The sequence below is a fragment of the Streptomyces sp. NPDC028368 genome, assembly GCF_055565615.1.
This window is the reverse complement of the sequence record NZ_JBVHTY010000002.1, coordinates 269,193-293,649: the sequence shown is the minus strand read 5'-3', so window position 1 is coordinate 293,649 and position 24,457 is coordinate 269,193. Positions and strand designations below refer to the sequence as shown.

The following is a 24,457-nucleotide window of genomic DNA, read 5'->3' as shown; positions in this document are numbered from 1 at the left end:
ACAACGACGCGGTGGCAGGGGGCATTCCCGCGGCACACCACGTGTCGGCACGACGCTACCCAGGGCCGCACCCGGCCCCTTGAGACCGCGCCCCACCCCCGAAGACCGCTCCCCGAAGACCGCCCCCGGAGCCCCCGCTCGCCCCGTGGCCCCGCTCAGCCCGCGTAGAAGAGCTCCTCCACGACGCCCCGCGCCCGCCGGGTGATCCGGCGGTAGTCGTCGAGCATCTCCCCGACGTGGCCCTCCTCGTAGCCGAGATAGCGGCCCACCGCCGCCAGCTCCCGGCCGTCCGCCGGGAAGGTGTCGCCGGGGCGGCCGCGGACCAGCATCACGGCGTTGCGCACCCGCGCCGCCAGCACCCAGGCCTCGTCCAGGGTCTGCGCGTCCTCGGTGTCGATCAGCTTGGCCGCATGGGCCGCCGCCAGCGCCTCGCGGGTACGGGTCGTGCGCAGCCCGGGGATCTCCCAGCCGTACTGCATCTGCATCAGCTGTACGGTCCACTCGACATCGCTCAGGCCGCCGCGCCCCAGCTTGGCGTGGGTGGTCGGGTCGGCGCCGCGTGGCAGCCGCTCGGACTCCATCCGGGCCTTGAGCCGCCGGATCTCGCGCACCGCGTCCTCGCCCAGGCCCTCGGCCGGATAGCGCAGCGGATCGATCAGATCGGTGAAGCGCCGCCCCAGCTCGGCGTCGCCCGCGACCGGTTCGGCCCGCAGCAACGCCTGCGCCTCCCACACCAGCGACCAGCGCCGGTAGTAGGCCGCGTAGGAGGCGAGGGTGCGCACCAGCGGGCCCGAGCGGCCCTCCGGGCGCAGATCCGCGTCGATGAGCAACGGCGGGTCGGAGGAGGGGAGTTGGAGCAGCCGGCGCATTTCGTTGGCGATGGCCTGGGCGGCCTTGGCGGCCTCCTGCTCGTCGGCGCCCTCGCGGGGTTCATGGACGAACAGGACGTCGGCGTCGGAGCCGTAGCTCATCTCACGGCCGCCGAACCGGCCCATGCCGATGACGGTGAAGCGGGTGGGCAGGGTGTCGCCCCACTGTTCGCGGACCGCGGCGCGCAGCGCGCCGGCGAGGGTGGCGGCGTTGAGGTCGGAGACCGCGGAGCCGACGGCGTCGATGGCCTTGCCGTGGTCCTCCGCGGCGGGGTTGCCGTCCGTGCCGTACGCACCGATCACATCGGCGGCGGCGGTACGGAACAGCTCCCGGCGGCGCACCCCGCGGGCCACCGCGACCGCCGCCTCGGCGCCGTCGGCGCGGCCGACCGCGGCCAGCACCTCCTGCTCCAGGGCGGCCCGGCCGCGGGGCCTCAGGCCGTCGGCGGCGCCCAGCAGGGCGACCGCCTCGGGGGCGCGCAGCAGCAGATCGGGGGCGAGCCGCCCGGCGGACAGCACCCGGGCGAGGTTCTCGGCGGCCGCGCCCTCGTCGCGCAGCAGCCGCAGGTACCACGGCGTCTTGCCCAACGCGTCCGAAACCTTGCGGAAGTTGAGCAGTCCGGCGTCCGGATCGGCGGAGTCCGCGAACCAGGCGAGCAGCACCGGCAGCAGCGTCCGCTGGATCGCGGCCTTACGGGTCACACCGGACGCCAGCGCCTCCAGGTGGCGCAGCGCGGCGACCGGATCGGCGTACCCGAGGGCTTCCAGGCGATGGCCCGCGGCCTTCGCGGACAATCTCGTCTCACCGGGCTCCAGATGGGCGACGGCATCGAGCAGGGGACGGTAGAAGAGCTTCTCATGCAGGCGGCGCACTTCTCTGGCGTGCCACTTCCACTCCTTGCGGAGGGTGTCAACGGGCTCCGTGAAGAAGCCCAATGAGCGGGCCAGGCGCCGCAGATCCGTTTCTTCCTCGGGCATCAGATGCGTACGGCGCATCCGGAAGAGCTGGATGCGGTGCTCCAGCGCACGCAGGAAGCGGTACGCGGTGTCCAGTGCGGCGGCGTCCTGGCGCCCGACATAGCCGCCGGCCGCCAGCGCGGCCAGCGCGTCCAGGGTGCTGGCGCTGCGCAGCGTGGGATCGCTGCGGCCGTGCACCAACTGCAGCAGCTGCACGGCGAATTCGACATCGCGCAGCCCGCCGGGGCCGAGCTTCAGCTCGCGGTCGACGCGGTCGGCGGGGATGTTGGCGATCACCCGGCGGCGCATCTGGCGGACGTCGGCGACGAAGTTCTCCCGCTCGGAGACGTGCCAGACCATCGGCGCCAGCGCCTCGACGTAGGCTTGCCCCAGCTCGAGGTCGCCGGCCATCGGGCGGGCCTTGAGCAGCGCCTGGAACTCCCAGGTCTTGGCCCAGCGCTGGTAGTAGGCGAGGTGGCTGCTGAGCGTCCGTACGAGGGGGCCGTTGCGGCCCTCGGGGCGGAGGTTGGCGTCCACCGGCCAGATGGTGCCCTCGGCGGTGACGTCCGAGCAGAGCCGCATCGTCCGCGAGGCGAGCCGGGTGGCGGCCTGCAGCGCCTCGGCCTCCGCCACGCCCTCCTTGGCCTCGGCGACGAAGATGACATCGACGTCGGAGACGTAGTTCAGCTCCCGGCCGCCGCATTTGCCCATGGCGATGACGGCCAGCCGGCTGACCGCCGCGTCGCCGGGGGCCTCCTCGTAAGCGATCTGCAGGGCGGCCCGTACGGTGGCGGTGGCCAGGTCCGCCAGCTCCGCCGCGGCCTCGGCGACGTCGGTCGTACCGCACACATCGCGGGCCACGATGCCCAGCAGGCTCCGTCGGTAGGCGACCCGCAGCGCGTCCGCGCGCGAGCGGCCCGCGCCGCGCTCGCCCCAGATGCCCTCCGCGAGCGCCTGCTCGAACTCGGGGGTGGTGGGGTGCAGATCGACGGACTCGTAGGTGACCAGCGAGCGCCAGTCGTCCGGATGCCGGGCGAGGTGGTCGGCGAGTGCCTCGGAGGCACCCATCACGCCCAGCAGCCGGTCGCGCAGCGGTTTGGCCGCCACCACCGTGCTCAGCAGCTCCTGGCGCTCGTCCGGTCCCAGGGTCTCCACCAGGCGGGCCAGGCCGAGCAGCGCGAGATCGGGATCGGCGGTGGCGCCGAGCGCCTCGAGGAGCACCGAGTCCTCGCGTACGGAGGAGAATTCGGGGGTTTCGAGCAGCCGCCCGGCCGCCGAGGGGTCGGTGAAACCGTGCCTCAGCAGCCGGGTGAAGGTGCTGCTCCGCCGTCCCTGCGGAGCGGGAAGTGCCATGGTCCGGCCTCTCGGTGGGCGGTGGCTCAGAGCACGGGCAGCATCTTGCGCAGCTCGAAGGCGGTGACCTCGGAGCGGTACTCCTCCCACTCCTGCTTCTTGTTGCGCAGGAAGAAGTCGTAGACATGCTCGCCGAGGGTCTCGGCGACCAGCTCGCTGCGCTCCATCAGCTCGATGGCCTCGCCGAGGTTCTGCGGCAGCGGCGCGATGCCCATCGCCCGGCGCTCGGCGTCCGACAGCGCCCAGACGTCGTCGTCGGCGCCGGCCGGGAGCTCATAGCCCTCCTCGATGCCCTTGAGGCCCGCGGCGAGCAGTACCGCGTACGTCAGGTACGGGTTGGCGCCGGAGTCGATCGAGCGGACCTCGACCCGGGTCGAGCCCATCTTGCCGGGCTTGTACATCGGGACGCGGATCAGTGCGGAGCGGTTGTTGTGGCCCCAGCAGATGTAGGAGGGGGCCTCGCCGCCGGCGCCCGCGGTGCGGTTGGCGCCGCCCCAGATGCGCTTGTAGGAGTTGACCCACTGGTTGGTGACCGCGGAGATCTCGCCCGCGTGCCGCAGCAGGCCGGCGATGAAGGAACGTCCCACCTTGGAGAGTTGGTACTCCGAGCCCGACTCGTGGAAGGCGTTGCGGTCGCCCTCGAAGAGGGAGAGGTGGGTGTGCATGCCCGAGCCCGGGTACTCGGAGAACGGCTTGGGCATGAAGGTGGCCTGGACGCCCTGCTCCAGCGCCACCTGCTTCATGACCAGCCGGAACGTCATGATGTTGTCGGCGGTGGAGAGCGCGTCGGCGTATCGCAGATCGATCTCCTGCTGGCCGGGGGCGCCCTCGTGGTGGCTGAACTCCACCGAGATGCCCATCGACTCCAGCATCGTGATCGCCTGGCGGCGGAAGTCCATGCCGACGTTCTGGGGGGTGTGGTCGAAGTAGCCGGAGGAGTCCCCGGGGGTGGGCCGCTGGCCGTCGACGGGCTTGTCCTTGAGCAGGAAGAACTCGATCTCGGGGTGGGTGTAGAAGGTGAAGCCGAGGTCGGAGGTCTTGGCCAGGATGCGCTTGAGGACGTAGCGCGGGTCGGCGTACGAGGGCGATCCGTCCGGCATCAGGATGTCGCAGAACATCCGGGCGGTGCCGGGGGCCTCGGCTCGCCAGGGCAGGATCTGGAAGGTGCCCGGGTCCGGCTTGGCGATCATGTCGGATTCGTACACCCGGGCGAATCCTTCGATGGCGGAGCCGTCGAAGCCGATGCCCTCGTCGAAGGCCTGCTCCAGCTCCGCCGGAGCCACCGCCACCGACTTCAAGAACCCCAGCACGTCGGTGAACCACAGGCGGACGAAGCGAATGTCGCGCTCTTCCAGAGTCCGGAGCACAAACTCCTGCTGCTTGTCCATGGCACACCAATCCTTGCAGGTCAATCGGCCTGTCCGCCCGCGTGGGATAACGCGGCGTGGCACACCAGTATCACGTGAGGGGGTTACCGTCACATTACGCACCCTTGGCCTGAAGCAGAACCGCTGGGCCGTGACCCTCGCCCCGATCCTTCCCGCAGTACGTAGAGTCAGCGCGGCCAAGGGCGGCAATCGGGGGCTTTGGCGCAGTCTTGGACCGTCACTGGTGATTCATTGACCGGGAATTGAGGGGGCCGTTTCATCGCGTTCCTACGCCGAGGCGGGCTGCCGGCCGCAGCCCGGATTCACGGGGGGACGACGCATGGGGCAGGGCTTCCGGGTCACCCCGGACGCGGTGCACGCCACCCCTCTCGCCCCGGGAGCCGCCGCTCCTCACCGGCCTCTTGGACCGGGGTTGATGGGGGCGAGGTCCAGTACGGCGCGGGCGACCGCTTCGGGGGCGTCGGCCATGACCAGATGGCCGGCCGGGGCGGCGACCGCGAAGCGGGCGCCCAGCTCGGCGGCGAGCGCCCGCTGACGCTCCAGCCAGCGCAGGTCACGGGCCGTCTCGCCGCCGTCGTATGCCGCCAGGACCATGACCGGCAGGGCGGGCAGCGGGTGGCCGGGGCGCAGGGCGACGAGTTCGGCGGCCTGGTAGGAGTAGGTGGCGTTCTCCAGGACGCAGGCGCGCAGCACCCGGCTGGTGCGGTATCCGGCGCGCTCCCACGGGTGCGGCGGGTGGCTGCCGACGGTGGTGGCGCGGCCGATCAGGCGGCGGGCGGCGGGGCCGAGGGCGCGCGGCACCCCGGCGGCGGACAGCGTGGCGGCGAGGCCGCCGGCCCAGGCCGTACGGACCGCGCGGGGCAGCAGCGGGCGCGGGTCCTCCTCGATGCTGGCGTCGACCAGGACGAGGCCGGCGCAGCGGCGGGGATGCAGACGGGCGAACGCCTCGGCGTGGAAGCCGGCGAGAGAGTGGCCGACGACGGTGGCCGGGCCGTGGTGGCCGAGGGCGTCCAGGACGTGGGCGATGCGGTCCGCCTCGGCGACGAGCGCGGGCGGCGCGGGCGACGGGGCGCTCAGCCCCAGGCCGGGGCGGTCGAAACGGACGACGGTGCGGTACGGGGCGAGCAGCGCGGCGACCCGGTCCCAGTCGAACCATGCCATGCCGAGGCCGCCGCTGAGGACGCAGACGGGGCCGCTGCCCTCGGCGAGGAGGTGCAGGGGGATGCCGTCGACGGTGCGGATGCAGCCGGGGGCGCGTATGGGACGTCGGGTCATGGGCATTCCTCCGGCTTCGGTCTCCTGGGTTCGTTATGCCCGGCCGGGCGGCCCACGCACCCGGCCGGCACCACCGGGTAGAGGGAGCCGCTGAGGGCGTGCGCGGTGTGGGTGGCCGGCACCAGGCCCGCGGTTCCCCGGGCCGCGCACTCCGGGTCGCCGGTCGGCGCGCAGCTCAGCGGGAGCCGGGAGTCGAGGGCGATGGCGGCGCCGAAGAGGGCGAGCGCGGCCCGGCCCGCCGTCGTCCAGGGCCTGCGCTCGAGGGCCGTCAGCGCGGCCGACGCACCGGCGAGCACCGGCAGCCCGGCCACCAGGTCGGTGGCGCGGAAGAGCGCGCCCAGCGGCTGATCGGCGGCCGCCGGCTCACTGACGTACGCCTGTACGGGGTCGGTCCCGGTGGCGAGCACGACCTCCAGGACCCAGGCCGTGCAGGCGACGGCCCCGAGCAGCAGCAAGGCGGCGGCCACCCGGCGAACGGGCAGAGGGCGGGTCGGGGTCACAGACATCCTGGTGATCGGATCGGGTGGAACCCGGCCGGTCGGACGGAGCGCCGGGCACGCGGGCGGCGTGGGAAGGCCAAGGATAGGCGGATGACCTACGGCAATGCGGTGATACCGGCGCATAGCGCTACGGGCGGACGGGCTCGTCGGCGACCGGCGGGCCGCCACCAGGGATCGATACCCAGGAGGGGTACCGCGCGGCGAGTCTGACGTCCCGTCGGACGCTCGCCGCGGCGGCCCGCCCGGCAGTGCGGCCGGCGGCGGGGCCGACGGGCCGGCTCGGACCGATGGCGGCGCACCCCGCGACCGGTCCCGGGCCCTGCGCGCCGTACACCGGCCCACCGGCCACGGCGGCGCCGTCGCCCCGCCCGTCTGCCGCGCGGCCTGCGGCCGGTCCCGGCACCGCCCCGCCGCAGACTCCTCGCCCAACTGTCGGTGCTGCACGTGGAGGAGCGCGTCCGGACGCCGACGCCTGCTCGCGTTCGCGCCCCGCTCCCCTTCACCGAACTCATCACTTCGACATCACTGCGACACCGACACGAGGTGCTCACCCATGCGCACGCATTCCCCCCAGCCCCCGTCCCGCTCCCGCCGTGCCGTGCTCGGCGCCGGTGCCGCCGTCGCGGGCGGCAGCCTGCTCGCCGCCTGCTCGGGCGGCGGCTCCGGCCCGCACGAGGGCGCGGACGGCACGGACGGTATGGACGGTATGGACGGCCTGGCCGGCAGGGCCGGTACGGACGACGGCAAGAACGGCATGCGCCACGACGGCGACCCGGGCGGCTATGTCAGCCCCGACGGCCCGGAGGTCGCCGAGGCCGAGAAGAGGCGCGGCACGGGCGGCACCGTACGGAAGTTCAAGCTCACCGCGACCGCCACCGAGCTGGACCTGGGCGGCCACACCGTCCGCTCCTGGGCGTACGGCGACGAACTGCCCGGCAAGATCATCCGGGTCACCGCGGGCGACATCCTCCAGCTGAAGCTCGCCAACCACCTCCCGAAGACCACCACCAGCGTGCACTTTCACGGGCTGACGCTGCGCAACGACATGGACGGCGTCCCCGGTGTGACGCAGCGCCCCATCAAGTCCGGCGCGTCCTTCACCTACAGGTTCGCCACCTCGAAGCCCGGCACGTACTGGCTGCATCCGCACACCGGCGTGCAGATCGACCGCGGGCTGTACGCGCCGGTGATCGTCGACGACCCCAGGGAGCCGCTCAGTTACGACAAGGAGTGGATCGTGATGGTGGACGACTGGGTCGACGGGGTGGACGGCAGCACCCCGGACGCGGTGCTGGCCCAGTTCCACAAGGGCCGGGGCCGATCCTCCGGCCACGGCATGAACATGGGCGACGAGGGTACGGGCGACGACCGGACCGATCCCGGCACCGGCGGGCCCGTGCGCATCGGCCTCAAAGCCCACAGCGACCTGCTGCGCGGCCACGTCGGCGATGTGGCCTACCCGTACCACCTCATCAACGGCCGCACCCCCCAGGACCCGCGGACCTTCCGCGCCAAGCCCGGCGACCGGATCCGGATCCGCCTCATCAACGCGGGCGGCGAAACCGCCTACCGCGTCGCGCTGGGCGGCCACACCATGACCATCACGCACACCGACGGCTACGCCGTCCAGCACGCCGAGACCGACGCCCTGCTGATCGGCATGGGCGAGCGCTACGACGTCCTGGTCACCGCCAAGGACGGCGCCTTCCCGCTGACCGCGCTCGCCGAGGGCAAGAACCGCACCGCGCTCGCCATTCTGCGCACCGGCGGCGGCGCGGCGCCCGGCCCCGCCACCCGCCCCGAGAACCTGAACGGCAAGCTGCTGAGCCCGTACACGCTGAAGGCCGCGGAGTCCGTACGGACGGAGAACCGGAGCATCGACCGCACCCTCGAGTTCGATCTCACCGGGTCGATGAAGCGGTACGACTGGGCGCTCAACAGGAAGCCGTACACGCCGTCCCAGCGCTACCCGGTCGCCGCCGGTGAGCGGGTGCGGCTCACCTTCCACAACCGCAGCAGGATGTGGCACCCGATGCATCTGCACGGGCACACCTTCGCGCTGCCCGACGGCGGTGCCCGCAAGGACACCGCGATCGTGCTGCCCGGCAACCGGGTGAACGTCGACCTCGACGCCGACAATCCGGGGCTGTGGATGCTGCACTGCCACAACATCTACCACTCGGAGTCCGGGATGATGACGATCCTGGGCTACCGCAAGAAGTAGGCCGCAGACAGCGGACCGGGAACGGGGGCGGGAGGTAGGACGTCCCACCTCCCACCCCCTTCCCCAGCCCCCCTTTACGTCACAAGGACGATTAACCTCACCTACACTGATTCCGTGGCCCAACTTCGTCTCGCCCTCAATCAGATCGACTCCTGCGTCGGTGATATCGCCGGGAACGCCGAGACGATCGTGCACTGGACGCGGCACGCCGCCGACCAGGGCGCGCACCTCGTCGCCTTCCCCGAAATGGCGCTGACCGGCTACCCCGTCGAGGACCTCGCGCTGCGCTCGTCCTTCGTCGAGGCGAGCCGCACGGCGCTGCGCACACTGGCCGGCCGGCTGGCCGCCGAGGGACTGGGGGAACTCCCGGTGCTCGTCGGCTATCTCGACCGCTGCGCGCAGGACGAGAAGCGCTACGGCCGGCCGGCCGGCGCCCCGCAGAACGCCGCCGCCGTACTGCACCGCGGCGAGGTCGCCCTGACCTTCGCCAAACACCACCTGCCCAACTACGGCGTCTTCGACGAGTTCCGGTACTTCGTCCCCGGCGACACGCTGCCCGTCGTACGGGTGCACGGCGTCGATGTCGCGCTCGCCATCTGCGAGGACCTGTGGCAGGAGGGCGGCCGGGTCCCGGCGGCCCGCAGCGCGGGTGCCGGCCTGCTGCTCTCCGTCAACGCCTCGCCGTACGAGCGGGACAAGGACGACACCCGGCTGGAACTGGTGCGCAAGCGGGCCCAGGAGGCCGGCTGCACCACCGCCTATCTGGCGATGATCGGCGGGCAGGACGAGCTGGTCTTCGACGGCGACTCCATCGTGGTCGACAGGGACGGCGGGGTCATCGCACGGGCGCCGCAGTTCGCGGAGGGCTGTGTGCTGGTCGACCTCGAACTGCCGGACGCGGCGCCCGAGGCGCCCTCCGGCGTCCTGGACGACGGACTGCGCGTCGACCATGTCGTCCTGACCCCCGACCCGCTGCCGCCCTACACCCCCCAGACGCTCGGCGGCGAGGCCGAACGGCTGGGCGACCTCGAGGAGATCTACACCGCGCTGGTCGTCGGACTGCGCGCGTACGTCGCCAAGAACGGCTTCAACAGCGTCGTCATCGGGCTCTCCGGCGGCATCGACTCCGCGCTGGTCGCCGCGCTCGCCTGCGACGCGCTGGGCCCGGCGCACGTCCACGCCGTCGCGATGCCCTCGCGCTACTCGTCGGACCACTCCCTCACCGACGCCGCCGACCTCGCGCACCGCACCGGACTCGCCTTCCGTACGGTCCCGATCGCCCCGATGTTCGACGCGTACATGGAGGCCCTGGGCCTGACCGGGCTCGCCGAGGAGAACCTTCAGTCGCGGCTGCGCGGGACGACGCTGATGGCGATCTCCAACCAGGAGGGCCACCTCGTCCTCGCCCCGGGCAACAAGTCCGAGCTGGCGTGCGGCTATTCGACGCTCTACGGGGACTCGGTGGGCGCGTACGGCCCGATCAAGGACGTCTACAAGACCGTCATCTTCCAGCTCGCCCGCTGGCGCAACCAGGCGGCGGCCGACCGCGGCCAGACCCCGCCGATCCCGGAGAACACCCTCACCAAGCCCCCGAGCGCCGAACTGCGCCCCGGCCAGGTCGACACCGATTCCCTACCCGACTACGACATCCTGGACCGTGTCCTGGAGCTGTACGTCGACCGGGACCGGGGCCGCGAGGAGATCGTGGCGCAGGGCTTCGATGCGGAGCTGGTGACGCGGGTGCTGCGGATGGTCGACCGCGCCGAGTACAAGCGCCGCCAGTACCCGCCGGGCACCAAGACCTCCGCCAAGGGCTTCGGCAAGGACCGACGGCTGCCGATCACCAACCACTGGCGCGAGGGCGCGTAGCGCTTGGCTTTTGGCCCCACGTTTTTGGCTTTCCCGCCGTGGTGGTTTGTCGCCGTTACGCCTGCGGCCCCTCCGCTGCGCTTGGCGGGCCTCCCACGTTGTTGTCTTTCCCGCCGTGGTGGTGTTTCGCCGTTGCGCCTGCGGCGGGCGTGGTTTTGTCGGGTGCGGTGCCACACCTCCGGACTCCGTCCTGCGGCGCGGCCCCTCCCACGGGTGGGTGGAAGACGGGCCGGTGGGGGCGCACGTTGAGGGTTTGGTGCACCTCGGATCCACAGGGCACAGCTGACCACTGACGTGTGTCCCCACCGGCCTTTCTTTTTCCCACCCTCAACGGGGAGGGGGCGGGCCGTAGCGGCGGAGCCGTGTAGGGCCGGTCCCGCAGCCGAACAGCCCCGCGCAGCGGCACCGCCCGCCGCAGGCGCAACGGAGAGAAACCACCACGGCGGGACAGACAAAAACGTGGGGAGAAACCTAGGCGGCTCGCGCCGGCCCGGCGGCCGCGTCGTCGGAGGAAGAGGCCACCGCCTCCCGGGCCTCGCCGCGGGCCACGATGCGGGACGGGTCGTGGGTGTCGCGGTCCAGGAGGCCGGCCAGTACGGCTACGGCCAGGCCCAGGGCTGCGAGGGCGGCACCTACCAGGGTGGGGGAGGTCCAGCCCCAGCCGGCCGAGAGGGCCAGGCCGCCCGCCCAGGCGCCGCCCGCGTTGGCGAGGTTGAAGGCGGACTGGTTGGAGGCGGCGGCCAGGGTGGGGGCCTGGTGGGCCTTGTTCATGACCAGCATCTGGAGGGGGGTGGTGGTCATGAAGCCGACGGCGCCGATGAGGACGACGGTGACCAGGGCAGCCCATTTCACCTGGGCGGTGAAGTGGAAGGCGGCCAGGAGGAGGGCGAGGGCCGCCAGGGAGCCGTAGAGGGTGGGGCGCAGGGCGCGGTCGGTGAGGGGGCCCGCGGCCAGCGCGCCGAGGGTCATGCCGATGCCGAAGAGGGCGAGGACGATCGGGACCGAGCCCTCGGAGTAGCCGGTGATCCTGGTCATCATCGAGGCGAGGTAGCTGTAGACCGCGAAGATGCCGGCGAAGCCGAAGACGGTGGTCAGGAGGCCGAGGAGGACCTGGCGGTTGCCCAGGGTGCGCAGTTCGCGGGCCAGGCCGGTGCGCTCCTCGGCGGGGAGCGGTGGGACGAGGCGGGCGAGGGAAGCCATCGCGGCGAGGCCGATGGCGGCCACGACGAGGAAGGTGGCGCGCCAGCCGAGGTGCTGGCCGAGCAGGGTGGCGGCGGGGACGCCGATGATGTTGGCGATGGTCAGGCCGAGGAACATGGTGGCCACCGCGCGCGCCTGGCGGCCCTCGCGTACCAGCCGGGCGGCGACCACCGCGCCGACGCCGAAGAACGCGCCGTGCGGGAGGCCTGCCAGCAGCCGGCCGGCGATCAGCAGGCCGAAGGTGGGGGCGACGGCGGTGGCGAGGTTGCCGACCGTGAAGACCGCCATGAGGAGGACCAGCAGCCGCTTGCGGGGGATGCGGGAGCCGAGGGCGGTCAGGAGCGGGGCGCCGATGACGACGCCGAGGGCGTAGGCGGAGACGAGGTAGCCGGCGGTGGGCACCGAGGTGCCCAGGTCGTCCGCGACGTTGGGCAGCAGGCCCATCATCACGAATTCCGTGGTGCCGATTCCGAAGGCCGAGATCGCGAGAGCGAGCAGAGCCATGGGCATGTGGATCTGGACCTTCCGGGGAGACGAGGGGGTGTTCACGCACAGTTCGTTCAGGTACGGAACAAAGTGTCTCAGGTCCAGTATTCCGGCATGGGAACGGGACGTTAAGGTCCCGCGTCGGGCGGCCGCCCCGTAGCCGCGTCAGATCTTGACGGAGGCCGCGAGCGGGAGGTGGTCGCTGCCGGTGGCCTTCAGCGTCCAGGCGGCGACCGGGTCGATCCCCTTCATCATGATCTGATCGATCCGGGCCATCGGGAAGGCGGCCGGCCAGCTGAAGCCGAAGCCGTCGCCCGCGGCGCCCTGGGCGGAGCGCATCTGGGAGGTGACCGGGGCCAGCGAGCGGTCGTTCATGGTGCCGTTGAGGTCGCCGAGCAGCATCACCTTGCGCAGCGGGTCGGCGGCGATCGCCTCGCCCAGCGCCTTGGCGCTGCCGTCGCGCTGGCCCGCGGTGAAGCCCGCCTCGACCTTGACCCGTACGGACGGCAGATGCGCGACGTAGACGCCGACCTGCCGGCCGTCGGCGGCGGTGACGGTGGCGCGCAGCGCGCGGGTCCAGCCCATCTTGATGTCCACCGGCCTGGCGTCGGTCAGCGGCCGCTTGCTCCAGAGGCCGACGGTGCCCTCGACCGTGTGGTACGGGTACGCCTTCGCCAGTTCCCGCTTGTAGGTGGGCAGGGCGGTGCCGGTCAGCTCCTCGAGGGCGACCACATCGGCCTTGGAGCGCACGATGTCCTGGGCGGTGGCCGCCGGGTCGGGGTTGTCGGCGTTGACGTTGTGGGTGACGACGGTGAGGTTTCCGCCGGTGCCCGCCTTGTCGGTGAGCTGTCCGCCGAAGAGGTTGAGCCAGACGGCGGCCGGCAGGACGAGGGCGACCAGCGCGGTCGCCGAGCGGCGCAGCACCGCGAGGACCAGGAGGAGCAGTACGCCGAGGCCGAGCCAGGGCAGGAAGGTTTCGAGCAGACTGCCCAGGTTTCCGACGTCGTTGGGGATCCGGGCGTGCAGGAACATCAGCAGCGCGGTCAGTAGGGCGAGCACCGCGAGCACGATGCCGCGGCGCCACATCCCGTCCGGGCGCCACCAGTTCCGCAGGCGTCCGGCCCGGGAGCCGGCCCGCTCGGGGTTGTGCCCCTGTCCCGGCTCCGTCATATATGCCTGCGCCATGTAGCTGTCCTCACTGCCTTGCTTCTGCGCCTCGCCTGTGGTCCCCGACCCTAGGCGATGGCCTTAATGCGTCTTCTTAGATCCGCACTGCTGTCGGATCCGTGCTGGGCTGTCCTGCCGGGTGTCCCGGCCGTTCTCGCCAGTGAGGACGGGGTGGCGGCGGGCCGGGGTTCCGGCGCGCGGGATCGTGACAGCGGCTGTGACACAACGGGCATGATCCGGTCATGTGGAGCGGGACATTCCGGGCGCTCAACGGGGCGGCCCGGCGCCGGGGTTCAGCCCGCTGCCGCCGGTGGCCCGGGGCGTACGCCTTCGAGGACCATGTCGACGATGTCCTCCGCGAGCCCGTCGGGAAGTTCCTTCCATTCGTGGAGGATGGCGCGGGCCAGCATCGGGCCGACGAAGAGGTCGGCGAGGGTTTCGACGTCATGGTCGGTACGGATCTCGCCGTTGGCCATGCCGCGCCGCAGCACGCGGTGCACCGCCTCGTTACGGGCCCGTACGACCGTCTCGTGGTACTGGACCCACAGCTCCGGGTGTGCCTCGACATGGCTGACGACGGTGCGCAGCAGCGCGGAGTTGCGCTTGGCCAGTCCGCGGCGGCGCAGGAATTCCAGCAGCGAAACCAGGTCGTCGCGTACCGATTCGCCGGCCAGCGGCGGGGGCGGCGCGTCCAGGGAGCGCATGACGTCGAGCATCAGGGCATTCTTGCCGGACCAGCGGCGGTAGACCGTGGCCTTGCCCACGCCCGCCTCGCGGGCGATGCGCTCCATCGAGAGTTCACCGATGGCGGCACCGCCCTCGATCAGGTGAAGGACGGCCTCGATGATGGCGGTGTCGGCCGCGGCGCTGCGCGGTCTGCCGCGGCGCTCGGGGGCCACCGGGCCCGGCTCGGCACCGGCTGCCGCCGCCTCGGACTCTCCCGCCGCCCGGCTCATCCCTGTACGCCCGCCTCTCGCTGTCCGCTCGGCTCCGCGTCATGCGGTGCCGGTTCCATTTTGCCGGGCAGGAAGGCGGCGACCACCACGGCGCCCACCACGGCGATGGAGGCCGAGCCCAGGGCGGTGACGTGCATGGCGTGCACGAACGCGTCCCGGGCGGCGGTGACCAGACCCTGACCGGCCGGGCCCAGGTGGCGGGCGAGGCCGAGGGTGGCTTCGATGGATTCACCGGCCGCATGGCGCGCGGCGGCCGGTACGCCGGGCAGTGCGCCGAGCCGGTGCTGGATGCCATCGCGGTAGGTGGTGGACAGCACCGAGCCCATTACGGCCACGCCGAGGGTGCCGCCGACCTGCCGGAAGACGTTGTTCAGCGCCGAGCCGGAGCCGGCCTTCTCGCGCGGCAGCGACTGCATGATGGCGACGGTGACCGGCGGCATGATGTGCGCCATTCCGGTGCCCTGGAGGAAGAACAGCACCTCCAGGACCCAGATCGGGGTGTCGGTGTCCAGCAGCAGCAGACCGGACATGGTGACGGCGATGGCCAGCATGCCGGCGGTGCACACCGCGCGGGCGCCGAAGCGGTCCACGGCGTGCCGGGCCCGCGGCGAGAAGGTCATCTGGGCGACCGCCAGCGGCAGGATCAGCAGACCGGCCTCCAGCGGGCTGTAGCCGCGCACGCTCTGTACGTAGAAGACGATGAAGAAGGTGACGCCCATCAGCGCGAAGAAGACCAGCGCGACGGCGGCGACGGCGGCCGAGAAGGCGGGCTTGCGGAAGTGGCCGATGTCTATGGAGGGGTGGTCGCTGCGCTTCTGGTGCAGGACGAACACGGTCAGTACGGCGAGGCCGGCGGCTATCGTGCCCAGCACCTGCGGGTCGGTGAAGTCGGCGAGCTGGCCGCCCTTGATGATCCCGTAGACCAGCAGGACCAGGCCGATGACGGACAGCACCACGCCGAACGGGTCCAGCCGGCCGGGGCTGGGGTCCTTGGAGTCGGGCACCAGGACGGCCATCGCGGCCAGCGCCAGCAGCACGATCGGGACGTTGACGAGGAAGACCGAGCCCCACCAGAAGTAGTCGAGGAGGAGGCCGCCGGCGATCGGGCCGATCGCGATGGCCAGGCCCACGCCGCCGGCCCAGATGCCGATCGCCCTGGGCTGCTCCTCGCGCTCGAAGACGTTCATCAGGATGGCGAGGGTGGCGGGCATGACGAAGGCGCCGCCCAGGCCCATCACGGCGCGGAAGGCGATCAGCTCGGCGGGCGATACGGCCATCCCGGCGAGGACGGAGCCGGCGCCGAAGACCGCCAGGCCCGACAGCAGCACCTTTTTACGGCCGAGGCGGTCGCCGAGCAGGCCGGAGGTGAACAGCAGGCCGGCGAAGACGAGGGTGTAGGCGTTGATGGCCCACTCCAGCTCGCTCTGGGTGGCGCCGAGGCCGGCGGGGGCCGGGGTCGCGATCGTCTTCATCGCGACGTTGAGGATGGAGTTGTCCAGCACCACTATCAGCAGGCTGAGCATGAGGACGGACAGGATCGCCCAGCGGCGCCGGTAGATCTTGTCGGGGACCTGGCGGTCGGGCGGGGCGCCGGGTGCGGTGGGAGAGGAGGCCATGACGTCCACCATACGCCTTTTCGATACGGACCCGTTCCGTATCGATGAATTCGCCGTCGATGCGGCCGCCCGCGCCGGTGAATGCGCAGGTCATGACCCCGTCATCCGCGCGGGCCCGACCCTCTTCCCCTGTACACGCCACGCATGCCAGCATGGAGGGGAGTCCGGGGACGCCGTCAGGGCGCCTCGAGATGATGAACAGGAGCCGTCACCATGACGCAGCTTTCGCCTGCCCAGAAGCCGGTCGACAAGTCCCTGTACGGGGGTACCGGCTCGCGCCGCATCACGGTCCGCGACATCGCCGCCGCCAAGGAGCGCGGCGAGAAGTGGCCGATGCTCACCGCCTATGACGCGATGACCGCCTCCGTCTTCGACGAGGCCGGCATCCCCGTCCTGCTCGTCGGCGACTCGATGGGCAACTGCCATCTCGGCTACGAGTCCACCGTGCCGGTCACGATGGACGAGATCACCCTGCTGTCCGCCGCCGTCGTCCGCGGCACCAAGCGCGCCCTGGTCGTCGGCGATCTGCCGTTCGGCTCGTACCAGGAGGGCCCGGTGCAGGCGCTGCGCAACGCCACGCGTCTGGTCAAGGAAGCGGGCGTGGGCGCCGTCAAGCTGGAGGGCGGGGAGCGCTCCGCGGACCAGGTGGAACTGCTGGTCTCGTCCGGCATCCCGGTGATGGCCCACGTCGGGCTGACCCCGCAGTCCGTCAACGCCTTCGGCGGCTACCCCGTCCAGGGCCGTGGCGAGGAGGCGGCCCAGCAGCTGCTGCGGGACGCCAAGGCGGTGCAGGACGCGGGCGCCTTCGCGGTCGTTCTGGAGGCCGTACCGGCGGAACTGGCCGCCGAGGTCACCCGCTCCCTGCACGTCCCGACCGTCGGCATCGGCGCGGGCCTGGACTGCGACGCCCAGGTGCTGGTGTGGACCGACATGGCGGGCATGACGGCGGGCCGGTTGCCGAAGTTCGTGAAGAAGTACCTCGAGCTGCGTGAGCTGCTCGGCGGGGCGGCGAAGGCGTTCGCACAGGACGTGGTCGGCGGGACGTTCCCGGCACCGGAGCACACCTTCCACTGATCCCCGGTACACCGGCCCGACAGGCCGCCGACAGCCGCTCGCACCGGCTGTCGGCGGCCTGTCGGCGCGTTGTCGGTGGCCACTGGCATCTTTGGGGGCATGACGCGACAGACGATATCCACCAAGGGCGGCAACGCCGTGGAGGTGCGCGGACTGGTCAAGCACTTCGGCGACGTCAAGGCCGTCGACGGTGTGGACCTGGACGTGCGGGAAGGCACCGTACTCGGCGTGCTCGGCCCCAACGGCGCCGGCAAGACGACCCTCGTACGGTGCCTGTCCACGCTCCTGGTGCCGGACGCCGGCCGCGCCGTGGTGGCCGGCTTCGACGTGGTGCGCCAGCCCCGCGCGCTGCGCCGCACGATCGGCCTGACCGGGCAGTACGCCTCGGTCGACGAGAAGCTTTCGGGGTGGGAGAACCTCTACATGATCGGGCGGCTGCTCGATCTGTCCCGCAAGGACGCCCGCAGGCGCGCGGACGAGATGCTGGAGCGGTTCTCGCTGACCGACGCCGCCAAGCGCCCCGCCGCCAAGTACTCCGGCGGGATGCGCCGCCGGCTGGACCTGGCCGCCTCGATGATCGGCCACCCGGCGGTGCTCTATCTGGACGAGCCGACGACCGGGCTCGACCCCCGTACCCGTAACGAGGTGTGGGAGGAGGTCCGGCGAATGGTGTCCGAGGGCGCGACAGTGCTGCTCACCACCCAGTACATGGAAGAGGCCGAGCAGCTGGCCGACGAGCTGACGGTCATCGACCGCGGCCGGGTGATCGCCGAGGGCCGGGTCGACGAGCTCAAGGCCAAGGTCGGCGGCCGGACGCTGCAGATCCGGCCGGCCGAGCCCGGCGAGCTGGACCGGATGGTGGGCGCCATCGCGCAGGCCGGTCTGGACGGCATCGCGGGCGCGACCGCTGACCACGACGGGGGTGTGGTCAACGTCCCGATCATCAGCGACGAGCAGCTGACCGCCGTGGTCGGCATGCTCGGGCAGCGGGGCTTCACGCTCTCCGGAATCAGCACCCATCTGCCCAGCCTGGACGAGGTGTTCCTGGCCGTCACGGGCCAGAAGACCTCCGAGGCCACCGGCTCCGGGGACGTCAAGGACGAGAGTTACGCGGAGGTATCGGCATGACTACGGCCACACTGACGGCGCCGGCCCTGAAGCCGGGCGCCGATGAGGGCCGGATCGGCCTGCGCGCCAATCTGCGGCACATCGGTGCGCTGGCGCGGCGCAACGCCCTGCAGATCAAGCAGGACCCGGAGTCGATGATGGACGTCCTGTTGATGCCCGTCATCTTCATCCTGCTGTTCACCTACGTCCTCGGCGGCGCCATCGCCGGCAAGGGCCATCAGCACGGCTACATCCAGTACCTGGTCCCCGGCATGATGGCGATGATGGGCATGAACATCGCCATGGCGGTGGGCAGCGGCGTCAACGACGACTTCCGCAAGGGGGTCATGGACCGCTTCCGGACCATGCCGATAGCCCGGTCCTCGGTCCTGATCGCCAAGATCGTCGTCGAGATCGGCCGGATGCTGATCGCCATCGCGATCCTGCTCGGCATGGGCTTTCTGCTGGGCCTGGAGATCAAGGGCGGCGTCCTCGCCCTCCTCGGCGCCATCGCGCTCGCCGTGGCCTTCGGCACCGCCCTGATGTGGATCTTCATCCTGCTGGGGCTCAGCGTGCAGACCCCGCAGGCGGTGCAGGGCATGGCGATGCTGGTGCTGATGCCGCTGCAGTTCGGCTCGTCGATCTTCGCGCCGCCGACGACGATGCCCGGCTGGCTGGAGGGCTTCACCAAGGTCAATCCGCTCTCCAACCTGGCGGACGCGGCCCGTGCCCTGCTCAACGGCCAGGGCGCGGTGGCGCACCCGACGCTGATGACCCTCGGCTGGACGGTCGCCATCACGGCCGTCGCCATGCCGCTCGCGGTCCGGAAGTTCCGCAACAAGACCTGACGCACGTGCCGCGAAGGATCTCTCCGCGGCACATCCATCGCCCGGCTCGCGTCAGATGAGGGCGGTGGCCTCTTCCAGGGAGAGGCCACCGCCTTCGGCGTACCCGCGCTCGTACGCCGCGTCGCCCAGCAGCGCCCGCACGGCCGCCTCCGTACGTCTGCGGTCCTCCCGTACGAGCAGCGGCGGCGCGTGCGAGGCCGACCGCAGTGCGTCGTACGCCCCCACCAGGCGCGCCGCGTCCGGACCGCCCCGCTCACCGTGTACGGCCATCAACACCCGCGCCCCGGTGAGGAGTTGAATCACCGCGAGATCCGGTGCGACCATCTGCGCCAGTTCGTCCTGCGTCAGCTCCAGCGCCGCCCGGAACCTGGGCAACAGATCCGCGCCGCGCCCCTCCTCGACATCCAGCGAGACCAGCGACAGCTCCAGGACCCCGGCGAACAGCTCCGGGGCGCGCGGCCCGAACGTCTCGCGCACCGTCTCCAGTTCCGCGCGCGCCTCCGCCGTACGCCCCTGGACGGCCATATGCGTCGCCAGCGTCAGACGTGCGAACGGCACCGCGTCGCGGCCGCTGCCGGCCTCCTTGTCCTGCTCCAGGATCTCGCGCAGCAGCCGCTCCCCCGCCTCCGCCTGGCCGTCCTCGAGCAGGACGCCGCCGAGCCGGCCGCGCAGCAGCAGGGTCTGGCCGTGCGCGCCCAGGTCCTCGGCACAGACCATCGCCGCCCGGTAGTCCTGCGCCGCGAGCCCGTACTCGCCGCGCTTCTCCCGCGTTTCGCCGCGCCCCGCCAGTGCCTCGGCGGTGCCCCAGGCGTCGCCGATCCGGAGGAAGATGCGCAAGGCCTCGTCGGCGTCCGCGAGCGCCTGCTCCAGGACGCCGGCGTGGTCGTTGAGGACCTTGGAGCGCAGTTGCAGGACGTAGGCGAGCTCCCAGTCGAAGCCGAAGCCGCGGCTGGCGCGCACCGCGCCGTCGACCAGCTCCGCCAGCTGCTCGAACCGGCCGGAGATCAGCACCGCGTAGTACCACAGAACGCCCGGCATCCGGCAGGTCTGCGGCATCCCGGCGCGGTAGGCGGCGATGATCCCCGTCAGCTCCGCGCTCATCTGGGGGCTGCGCAGCGCCTCGATGTCGCTCTCGTGGCAGGAGAGCGCCACCAGGCGCACCCCACGGCGGGCCTCCAGGAGCAGCTCGGGGGCCATCGGCGGCGGCTTGTCGATGGGCCGCTCGAACAGATCGGGGGCGGCGGTGAGCGGCGCCAGGAAGGGATTGGGGCCGAGCGCTCCGGCCGCGCGCGCCCAGTGGCGGGCGTCGCCGAGGTGGTCGCGCAGCGACCAGAACCAGTGCAGGGACAGGACCAGGCAGAGCGCCTCGTCCTCGTCGCGGGCGGCGACGGCGCGGCGCAGCGCGGTGCGCAGATTGTCGTGTTCGAGCTCGAGGCGGTCCATCGCGGCGCGCTGGCCGGGGCCGCGCAGCAACGGGTCGGTGGTACGGGCCAGTTCGCGGTAGGCGACCAGATGGCGGCGCTCGGCGCCGGCCCGTTCGCCGGCCTCGTCCAGCCGCTCGCCGGCGTACTCCCCCACCGTCTCCAGCAGCCGGTAGCGCATCTGCCCGTCCGGCGCCGGCGCCGCCACCACCAGCGATTTGTCGATCAGCGAGCCGAGCAGCGCGGCCACGTCCCGCCCGTCGACGCCGTTGCCCGCGCACACCTCCTCGGCGGCCGTCAGATCGCAGCCGCCGGCGAAGACCGACAGCCGGCGCAGGACCGCCCGCTCGGGCTCGTCGGTCAGGTCCCAGGACCAGTCCACGACTGCGCGCAGGGTCTGCTGGCGGGGCAGCAGCGTACGGCTGCCGCTGGTCAGCAGCCGGAAGCGGTCGTCGAGCCGGCCGGCGATCTGCCGCGGGGAGAGCAACCGCAGCCGGGCGGCGGCGAGTTCGATGGCCAGCGGCAGCCCGTCCAGGCGGCGGCAGATCTCGGCGCAGGCCGCGGCGCTCTCCTCGTCGGCGTCGGCCCGGAAGCCGGGGCGGGCGGCGGCCCCGCGGTCGGCGAGCAGGCGCAGCGCCACCGGGTCGGGCAGTGGCTCGACCGGCCGCAGCACCTCGCCCGGTACGGCCAGCGGCTCGCGGCTGGTCGCCAGGACCGTGACGCCGGGGCACTCGGCCAGCAGCCGCTCGGCGAGTTCGGCGGCGGCGCCGATCACATGCTCGCAGTTGTCGAGGACGAGGAGCATCCGGCGGTCCGCGCACTGCTCGGCGAGCCGGGCGAGCGGGTCCAGCGCGGTGGGGTCGCCGGCGGCCCGCAGTCCCTCGGCGGCGGTGCCGCGGACGACGGTCTCGCGGGCGCCGAGCGCGGTGAGCACCGCCTCGGGCACCGTCGCGGGATCGTCCACCGGCGCCAGCTCCGCCAGCCATACGCCGTGCGGCCAGGCCTCGGGCAGCGCGGCCGCGGCGCTCTCGGCGCCCTCCTGTGAGAGGCGGGTCTTGCCGGCGCCGCCCGGCCCCAGCAGGGTCACCAGGCGGTGGGCGGCGAGGTCGGCGCACAGTGCGGCGATGTCGGCGTCGCGGCCGACGAAGGAGGTGAGGCGGGCGCGGAGGTTGCCGGGGCGCCGGGCCGTCGCGGGCCTCACGGGGGCCGGGGCGGGTGTCGTGGCAGGGGCCGGGGCAGGGGCCGGGGCGGGCGTCCGCGCCGGCGCCGGGCGCAGCAGCTCGGCGTGCAGGGCGCGCAGTTCGGGGCCGGGGTCGGCGCCGAGGCGTTCGGCGAGAGCGGTGCGTATGCCCTCGTACACGGCGAGCGCCTCGGCGCCGCGCCCGGCGGCCCGCAGGGCGCGCAGCCGCAGGGCCTGGAGGGGCTCGTCCAGGGGGTGGTCCTGGCAGAGCGCGGCCAGGGTGGGCAGTGCCCGCTCCGGGCGGCCCAGGGCGAGGTCGGCGGCGAGACGGCCGCGCTGGGCGTCCAGGCGGCGGCTCTCGGCACGCGCCGCCAGGGCGCCCGCATCGGGCAGATCGGCCAGCGCCGGGCCGCGCCAGAGCGCCAGCGCCTCGTCGAGGAGGGCGGCGGCGCTCGCCGGGTTTGCCTCCGCGAGCGCCCGGCCGCCCTGGGTGGCCAGGTGCTCGAAACGGTGCAGGTCGACGGCCTCGGGCTCGGCGCACAGGCGGTAGCCGCCGTCGACCGAGACGATGGCGGCGTGGCCCAGGGCCCGGCGCAGCCGGCCGACCAGTGCCTGGAGGGCGCCGGCCGCGTCGGCGGGCGGCTCCGTGCCCCAGACGTCGGCGATCAGCAGGTCCGCGGGCAGCGCCCGGCCGGGGCGCAGCGCGAGCGCCGCGAGCAGGGCGCGCAGGCGTGCGCCGCCGAGGGCGACGGGGGTCCCGTCGGCCCGGCCGGCCTGCGTGGTGCCGAGAATTCCGTAGCGCACCGAGCCATTGTCGTTCACGGCCGCGCCGCCCACCCTGCGCTCACACCTCTCGTATCCCTGAAAAACCCCTGATATCGCGGGGGTCGCCCCCGGATATTGCCCCTGAGGTCCACTGTGCCCGGAACCCGGCGGGTACCGCGCGGCGTTTTCCGCACGAGGTGGCCGATGGGGAACCGTGCGCCGAGGGCCGTAGCGCGGTTACGGTCATGGCTGCCCACCACGACTCTCGGGAGCACGGCACCATGACCACAGCAATTCAGCGCGCCGACCGCCGCATCAGCCCGGTCTTTCTCGCGCTCGTCGCCGTCATGGCGGTATCGGGATGGGCGGTGTGGAGCGGGACCATAGCGGCCAACACCGGCTTCGCGGTCTTCTTGTTCGTGGTGTCCGGCTGGGTGGTGTCGCTGTGCCTGCATGAGTACGCGCACGCCCGTACCGCGCTGCACAGCGGCGACATCTCGGTGGGCGCCAAGGGCTATCTGACGCTGAACCCTCTCAAGTACACCCACGCGCTGCTGAGCATCGTGCTGCCGGTGATCTTCGTGATCATGGGCGGGATCGGGCTGCCGGGCGGCGCGGTGTTCATCGAGCGAAGCCGGATCCAGGGCCGCTGGCGGCACAGCCTGATCTCGGCGGCCGGACCGCTGACGAACATCCTGTTCGCGGCGGTGTGCACCGCTCCGTTCTGGCTGCACGGACTGGACGGCGTGCCGGCTCCGTTCCGCTTCGCGCTGGCGTTCCTCGCGCTGCTGCAGGTGACCGCCGCGATCTTGAACTTTGTGCCGGTGCCGGGGCTGGACGGCTATGGCGTGATCGAGCCGTGGCTGTCGCTGAAGCTGCGGCGGCAGGTGGAGCCGTTCGCGCCGTTCGGGCTGCTGGCGGTCTTCGGGCTGCTGTGGGTGCCGGAGATCAACCACGTGTTCTTCGACTTGGTCGATGCGATCCTGCGCGGGCTCGGCGTCTCCCAGCTGGACACCTACCTCGGCCAGGAGTTCTTCCGGTTCTGGCGGGGTGAGCCGGACCTCTCGCAGTTCAGCGGCCTGTTCTGAGGGTCAGCCGGCCGCTTCGGCCTGTTGCGCCCGCTCCAGCTTCGTCCTGCGCACGTAGAACCACGCCATGTTGCTGGAGATGCCCGCCATCAGGACCCAGACGATGCCGATGAAGCTGCCGTTCACGAAGGACACGACGGCCGCGGCGACGGCGAGGACGCACAGGGCGATGGCCATGAGGGCGAGTCGCCGGGACGGGCCGGGCGGGAGCAAGCGGGGCATGGGTTCGGCTCCTGGAGGAAGGATCGGGCATTCCCACCCAGTGTCCCCCATGCCCCGACGGCACCGCGGACCGCCTCAGACGTCCGTGATCCGCAGACCGGCGTGCGCCCGGTAGCGCTTGTTGGCCGAGATCAGGTTGGCGACCAGCGACTCGACCTGATGGGCGTTGCGCAGCCGGCCCGCGAAGACGCCGCGCATCCCGGGGATACGGGCGGCCAGCGCCTGCACCAGATCGGTGTCCGCGCGGGCCTCACCCAGCACCATCACATCGGTGTCGATCTGCTCGACCTCCGGGTCCTGCAGCAACACCGCGGACAGGTGGTGGAAGGCGGCGGTGACCCGGGACTCGGGCAGCAGGGCCGCGGCCTGCTCGGCGGCGCTGCCCTCCTCCGGCTTGAGCGCGTAGGCGCCCTTCCTGTCGAAGCCCAGCGGGTTGACGCAGTCGATGACGAGCTTGCCGGCCAGCTCCTCGCGCAGCGCCTCCAGGGTCTTGGCGTGGCCCTCCCAGGGCACGGCGACGATCACCACATCGCTGCGCCGGGCGCATTCGGCGTTCTCAGCGCCCTCGATGCCCAGGCCGAGTTCGTCGGCGGCGGTCCGGGCACGCTCGGCCACCCGGGAACCGATGATCACCTTCTGGCCGGCCCTGGCGAGCCGGTAGGCCAGGCCGCGGCCCTGGTCGCCGGTGCCGCCGAGGACACCGACGACGAGGCCGGAGACGTCCGGGAGGTCCCAGGGGTCGCGCTTGAGGGCGGCCTTGGCGCGGGTCGCGGCGTTCGGGGACTGGGCAGCAGCATCAGGAGTAGTCATGACAGCGATACTGTCACGCCGATACGGCCGTACCACGACCGGTCGCGCCGTCAGCGGGCCTGCGATCGCCACGCCGGCAGGC

At 72.3% G+C, this 24,457-nt stretch carries 16 protein-coding genes and 1 pseudogene; 6 read left to right on the top strand and 11 right to left on the bottom strand.

All coding sequences use genetic code 11. The annotated features are described in order from the left end of the window. Positions 1-155: 155 nt before the first annotated feature. From ACZ4S3_RS04860 to ACZ4S3_RS04845, 4 genes and pseudogenes are all read right to left on the bottom strand, one after another. Entirely contained in the window at positions 156-3,179 is a 3,024-nt protein-coding gene (locus tag ACZ4S3_RS04860; protein WP_467925711.1) for a bifunctional [glutamine synthetase] adenylyltransferase/[glutamine synthetase]-adenylyl-L-tyrosine phosphorylase, read from the bottom strand. Positions 3,180-3,205: 26 nt separating this feature from the next. Beyond that, positions 3,206-4,567 (bottom strand): type I glutamate--ammonia ligase, encoded by a 1,362-nt coding sequence (glnA, locus tag ACZ4S3_RS04855; RefSeq protein ID WP_467925709.1) that lies wholly within the window; start codon positions 4,565-4,567, stop codon positions 3,206-3,208. A 390-nt stretch (positions 4,568-4,957) separates the two neighbouring features. Beyond that, a complete protein-coding gene (locus ACZ4S3_RS04850) occupies positions 4,958-5,848 on the bottom strand; it encodes an alpha/beta fold hydrolase (RefSeq protein ID WP_467925706.1) in 891 nt (296 codons plus the stop codon). Positions 5,849-5,922: 74 nt separating this feature from the next. Then, a pseudogene (locus ACZ4S3_RS04845) lies at positions 5,923-6,348 on the bottom strand (DUF998 domain-containing protein); the annotation flags it as partial. A gap of 547 nt (positions 6,349-6,895) precedes the next feature. Here ACZ4S3_RS04845 and ACZ4S3_RS04840 point away from each other — a divergent pair. Next, positions 6,896-8,566 carry a multicopper oxidase family protein gene (locus ACZ4S3_RS04840; protein WP_467925704.1) on the top strand — a complete coding sequence of 557 codons (1,671 nt, stop codon included), beginning with the start codon at positions 6,896-6,898 and terminating at the stop codon, positions 8,564-8,566. 114 nt (positions 8,567-8,680) lie between these two features. Beyond that, positions 8,681-10,435 carry an NAD+ synthase gene (locus ACZ4S3_RS04835; protein ID WP_467925701.1) on the top strand — a complete coding sequence of 585 codons (1,755 nt, stop codon included), beginning with the start codon at positions 8,681-8,683 and terminating at the stop codon, positions 10,433-10,435. 471 nt (positions 10,436-10,906) lie between these two features. Here ACZ4S3_RS04835 and ACZ4S3_RS04830 read toward each other — a convergent pair whose 3' ends face one another. From ACZ4S3_RS04830 to ACZ4S3_RS04815, 4 genes are all read right to left on the bottom strand, one after another. Continuing rightward, a complete protein-coding gene (locus ACZ4S3_RS04830; protein ID WP_467925699.1) occupies positions 10,907-12,145 on the bottom strand; it encodes an MFS transporter in 1,239 nt (412 codons plus the stop codon). A gap of 141 nt (positions 12,146-12,286) precedes the next feature. After that, entirely contained in the window at positions 12,287-13,291 is a 1,005-nt protein-coding gene (locus tag ACZ4S3_RS04825; protein ID WP_467927298.1) for an endonuclease/exonuclease/phosphatase family protein, read from the bottom strand. 290 nt (positions 13,292-13,581) lie between these two features. Continuing rightward, a complete protein-coding gene (locus ACZ4S3_RS04820) occupies positions 13,582-14,244 on the bottom strand; it encodes a TetR/AcrR family transcriptional regulator (RefSeq protein ID WP_467925697.1) in 663 nt (220 codons plus the stop codon). Next, entirely contained in the window at positions 14,241-15,860 is a 1,620-nt protein-coding gene (locus ACZ4S3_RS04815) for an MFS transporter (protein WP_467925694.1), read from the bottom strand. The genes ACZ4S3_RS04820 and ACZ4S3_RS04815 overlap by 4 nt, the downstream gene beginning before the upstream one ends. 213 nt (positions 15,861-16,073) lie before the next feature. Here ACZ4S3_RS04815 and panB point away from each other — a divergent pair, with 213 nt between their 5' ends. The 3 genes from panB to ACZ4S3_RS04800 all read left to right on the top strand — a co-directional run bounded on the left by panB (position 16,074) and on the right by ACZ4S3_RS04800 (position 18,889). Continuing rightward, positions 16,074-16,934 carry a 3-methyl-2-oxobutanoate hydroxymethyltransferase gene (gene panB / locus ACZ4S3_RS04810; RefSeq protein ID WP_467925692.1) on the top strand — a complete coding sequence of 287 codons (861 nt, stop codon included), beginning with the start codon at positions 16,074-16,076 and terminating at the stop codon, positions 16,932-16,934. 99 nt (positions 16,935-17,033) lie between these two features. Next, entirely contained in the window at positions 17,034-18,062 is a 1,029-nt protein-coding gene (locus tag ACZ4S3_RS04805) for an ATP-binding cassette domain-containing protein (protein ID WP_467925690.1), read from the top strand. Then, a complete protein-coding gene (locus ACZ4S3_RS04800; protein ID WP_467925687.1) occupies positions 18,059-18,889 on the top strand; it encodes an ABC transporter permease in 831 nt (276 codons plus the stop codon). Before ACZ4S3_RS04805 ends, ACZ4S3_RS04800 begins: the two co-directional genes overlap by 4 nt. Before the next feature lie 51 nt (positions 18,890-18,940). Here the strand turns inward: ACZ4S3_RS04800 and ACZ4S3_RS04795 are convergent, their stop codons facing one another. Continuing rightward, the gene (locus ACZ4S3_RS04795) at positions 18,941-22,312 is read right to left on the bottom strand and encodes an AfsR/SARP family transcriptional regulator (protein ID WP_467925685.1); all 3,372 of its coding nucleotides are present in this window, start codon (positions 22,310-22,312) and stop codon (positions 18,941-18,943) included. Between the two features lie 224 nt (positions 22,313-22,536). Between ACZ4S3_RS04795 and ACZ4S3_RS04790 the strand changes: the two genes are divergently transcribed. Then, positions 22,537-23,343 (top strand): site-2 protease family protein, encoded by an 807-nt coding sequence (locus ACZ4S3_RS04790; RefSeq protein WP_467925683.1) that lies wholly within the window; start codon positions 22,537-22,539, stop codon positions 23,341-23,343. A 3-nt stretch (positions 23,344-23,346) separates the two neighbouring features. Here ACZ4S3_RS04790 and ACZ4S3_RS04785 read toward each other — a convergent pair whose 3' ends face one another. Both ACZ4S3_RS04785 and npdG read right to left on the bottom strand, forming a co-directional pair. Continuing rightward, the gene (locus ACZ4S3_RS04785; RefSeq protein WP_467925681.1) at positions 23,347-23,565 is read right to left on the bottom strand and encodes a hypothetical protein; all 219 of its coding nucleotides are present in this window, start codon (positions 23,563-23,565) and stop codon (positions 23,347-23,349) included. Positions 23,566-23,640: 75 nt separating this feature from the next. Then, positions 23,641-24,375, bottom strand: a complete 735-nt coding sequence (gene npdG / locus ACZ4S3_RS04780; RefSeq protein ID WP_467925678.1) for an NADPH-dependent F420 reductase — start codon at positions 24,373-24,375, stop codon at positions 23,641-23,643. Positions 24,376-24,457: the final 82 nt, after the last annotated feature.